Raw genomic sequence first — 3,617 nt, 5'->3', positions numbered from 1 at the left:
TCGGCGTCAAGCTCACCACGCTCCGCCCCGAGCAGGCCGAGTACATCGGCGTCGAGGTCGACGGCCCCTACAAGCCGGACCACTACCGCTACTGATCCCCTGACCGGATCCGCAGCACCCAGAGGACAGGCCCCCGGCTCCCCAGCCGGGGGCCTGCCCCGTACCCAAGGAAGCCCTCCCATGCCCCGCGGCCGCTACTCGCTCCACGACCCCCACGACCACACCCCGCTCGGCGAGGAGCACTTCCACTGCGCCCCCGGACCCTCCGGCTGGCGCTACGTCGCACAGGTCGTCGACCCCGACGGCGGCCACCGCGGCTCGGTCGACCTGGCCATCGACGAACTCGGCCGCCCCATCCGCCTCGAACTGAACGCCGCGAGCTGGCAGGTCCGCGGAGCCGCCATCGACGGCGTCACCTGGGTCCGCACCGACCCCACCGGCACCGAAGCCACCGAGGGCAACGTCCGGGCCCCCGCCTTCACCGGCACCTCGCCCGCCTTCCTGGTCGCCACCGCCCGCCTGCTGCGCCTCGAACCGGGCACCCCCGCCACCCGCGTACGGCTGGTCAACTTCACCGACCCGGTGCTGGCACCCCGCACCGTCGACCAGGCCTGGGCCCTCACGGCCAGCCACACCCACGACACCGACAGCGGACCGCTGGTCGTGGACGAGTACCAGGTCAGCGCACTGGACACGGGCGAGGTCCACACCGTCCACATCGCCGGCGACGTCGTCCTCTCCGCCCCCGGCGTGGAACTCGAACACCTGGAGACCCCGCCCTCGGCCTTCCCGGCCGACTGACCCGCCGACCCGGCCACCGCCCCGGTCATTCCTCGTCGGGATACCCCCACACCAGCGCGACCTTCGCGTCCGGCGCGGCCTCCTTCACCGCCATGTCGAAGTACTTCTCGAACTTCGGTTGCCAGAGGTAGAAACGCGTGATGATGAGCGGCCACTGGCTCTCCCCGGTCACCAGGAAGGCACCGTCCTCAGCGACCACGCCGAAACCGACCTGGTTCTCGATGCCCTCGTCGCGCAGCAGCTCGCGGATCTCCCGCTCGACCTCCTGCGCCTGCGCCTCGACGGCTATCCCGCTCACGGTGAAGTGCAACTCGATGTTCACAGACATGATCGACAACCTACGGCCGGGCACCGACAGCGCCCCGCCCGGGTGCCTCCCCGCTCAGGCGGGCGGCGCGAACCCGGTCTTCCGCACCGGCTCCGCGACCGGAGCGACGGGAGCGACCGGGGCGACCGGCGCGGCCTGAGCGGCGGCCGGCACCACCGGCGCCACCACGGGCGCGGGCCCGTACGTCCCCACCGGTGCCACGGGCGCGGGCGCGTACCCCTGCGCGACGGGCGGCACCAGCCCGCCCGCACCAGCCGGCCCCGGCTGCACACCACCGTGCCCCACCAGCCCGCCCGGCCCGAACGCCCGCGCCGCGTCCCGCGACTGCCGCTCGTGCACCACCGCCGCGAGGAACGCCGCGGCCGGAACCCCCGCCGGCGGCTGCGCCCCCGTACGGGCCACCAGGGCATCGGCGAGCCGCGCCGCCATCTGGGTGCTCACCTGCGGATCGAGCTGCCCCATCCGCGTCAGGTACTGCCTGATCTCCAGCCACAGACCCTCCGGCACCGCCGACAGGTCCAGCGCCGTGAACCGCCCCGCCAGCCACGGCGGCGGTGCCGGCACCGGCATGACCGCCGCCCCCGGCACCCGCTCCCGCACGACGAGCGTCCCCGCGAAAACGTCCCCCAGCCGCCGCCCGCGCTCCGACACCAGCGAGGCGATGCACGCGACCACCCCGAACGTCATCAGCAGCTCGACCACGCCCATGGCCCCGCGCACCAGCGCGTGCCGGAACCGGATCGGCCCCCCGTCGTCCCGCACCACCCGCAGGCCGCAGGCCAGCTTGCCCAGGGACCGCCCGTGCGCCAGCGTCTCCACCGCGATGGGCACCCCGACCAGGACCAGCACGAAGCTGCCCACCGCCACGGCGGCCTGCGCCGCCTCGTCCAGGGACGCCGTCGCGAACGTCAGCGCCACGGTGATGAGCAGATAGCCGGCGAGGTACACGACCAGGTCGACGAAGAGGGCCAGCGCCCGGCTCGGCAGCCTGGCCGGCCGCAGTCCGAGGACGACCGCGTCCCCCGTCACCAGATCACTCACCGCAGCCACTCCCTCACGTCGTCCCGCCCTGCCCTGCCCCTCGAACATCAAGTCTGCCAAGCTGACCGCAGGAGAAGTAGGGCCGGACCGAGAACGGCCAGGGGCAGGGGAGCGGCAGCCGATGGATCTCGACGTCTTCGTGACCGCGCACCGGGCGGAATGGGACCGCCTGGAGCAGCTGCTCGGCCGCGGGCGCCGGCTCACCGGCGAGGAGGCCGACGAACTGGTCACCCTCTACCAGCGCACCGCCACCCACCTCTCGCTCATCCAGTCCAGCACCCCGGACCCCCAGCTCACCGGCCGGCTGACCCAGCTGGTGGCGCGGGCCCGGGCCGCCGTGACCGGCGCCCGCCGTTCCTCCTGGCGCGACGCCGCCCACTTCTTCACCGCCGGGTTCCCGGCCGCCGTCTACCGCAGCCGCCGCTGGTGGATCCCGACGGCGGTGCTCTCCGTGGCGGTGGGAGCGCTGATCGGCTGGTGGATCGCCGCCCACCCCGAGGTGCAGGCCTCCATCGCCGCGCCGGACGAGCTCAAGGCACTGACGGCGCCCGGCGGCCAGTACGAGACCTACTACTCCAGTCACCCCGCGGCTTCCTTCGCGGCACAGGTGTGGACGAACAACGCCCAGGCCGCCGCGATGTGCCTGGTCCTGGGCGCGTTCCTCGGCCTGCCCGTGCTGTGGATCCTGTTCCTGAACATGGCGAACCTGGGCGTGGGCCTCGGCCTGATGACCTCCGCGGGCCGCCTGGACGTCTTCCTCGGCCTGATCCTCCCGCACGGCCTGCTCGAACTGACCGCCGTATTCGTGGCCGCCGGCACCGGACTCAAGCTGGGCTGGACGGTCATCGACCCGGGCCCGCGCACCCGCCGCGCCGCCCTCGCGGAGCAGGGCCGCGCCGCTCTGGGCATGGCCATCGGCCTGGCGTTCGTCCTGTTCGTCTCCGGCCTGATTGAGGGCTTCGTGACGCCTTCCGGGCTCCCGACCTGGGCACGCATCGCCATCGGCGTCGCCGCCGAGGCGGCCTTCCTCGTGTACGTCTACGTGCTCGGCGGCAGGGCCGCCCGGGCCGGTGAGACGGGCGACCTGGAGGCCGCCGACCGCAGCGCGTCCCTGCCCACCGCGGCCTGATGTGCGTACAAGCCCGTTCAGCTGCTAGTCTCCTCGTCGTCCCGCAAAGACCGTTGACACGGTGGCTGTGGGGAGGTAGATTCGAACGGTTGCGTCGGACTGGACAGTACGACCGCGACCTACTAACATCTCTCTCGCTCCCGAGTTGGACTTGAATTCCAGCCGGTGGAGCACACCCTCCGAATCAAGTCGGAAATCGAGCCGGAAAAACCCGGTGAGATCCTCTGATAGAGTCGGAACCGCCGGAAAGGGAAACGCGAGAGCGAAGACCTGGAAAGCACCGAGGAAATCGGATCGAAAAGATCTGATAGAGTCGGA

5 protein-coding genes are annotated in these 3,617 nt (G+C 72.2%); 3 read left to right on the top strand and 2 right to left on the bottom strand.

Going from position 1 to position 3,617, the window contains the following annotated elements:
* Positions 1–95 (top strand): adenosylhomocysteinase (locus ACFY61_RS31975; protein WP_389477984.1); only part of this gene is annotated, 95 nt, incomplete at its 5' end.
* Positions 96–180: 85 nt separating this feature from the next.
* Complete coding sequence (locus ACFY61_RS31970; protein ID WP_389477992.1) at positions 181–801, top strand: hypothetical protein; 621 nt, start codon at positions 181–183, stop codon at positions 799–801.
* Between the two features lie 25 nt (positions 802–826).
* Here the strand turns inward: ACFY61_RS31970 and ACFY61_RS31965 are convergent, their stop codons facing one another.
* On the bottom strand, positions 827–1,129 hold the full coding sequence (locus ACFY61_RS31965; RefSeq protein ID WP_389477990.1) for a hypothetical protein: 303 nt from the start codon (positions 1,127–1,129) through the stop codon (positions 827–829).
* 54 nt (positions 1,130–1,183) lie between these two features.
* Positions 1,184–2,170 (bottom strand): RDD family protein, encoded by a 987-nt coding sequence (locus tag ACFY61_RS31960; protein WP_389477988.1) that lies wholly within the window; start codon positions 2,168–2,170, stop codon positions 1,184–1,186.
* Between the two features lie 121 nt (positions 2,171–2,291).
* On the opposite strand from ACFY61_RS31960, the gene ACFY61_RS31955 reads away from it, so the two are divergent.
* Positions 2,292–3,299, top strand: coding sequence for a stage II sporulation protein M (locus ACFY61_RS31955; protein ID WP_389477986.1), 1,008 nt, complete (start codon positions 2,292–2,294; stop codon positions 3,297–3,299).
* Positions 3,300–3,617: the final 318 nt, after the last annotated feature.

The sequence above is a fragment of the Streptomyces sp. NPDC012888 genome (assembly GCF_042900645.1).
In the GTDB taxonomy this organism is placed as follows: Bacteria; Actinomycetota; Actinomycetes; order Streptomycetales; family Streptomycetaceae; genus Streptomyces.
This window is presented reverse-complemented; position numbering and strand designations above follow the sequence as displayed.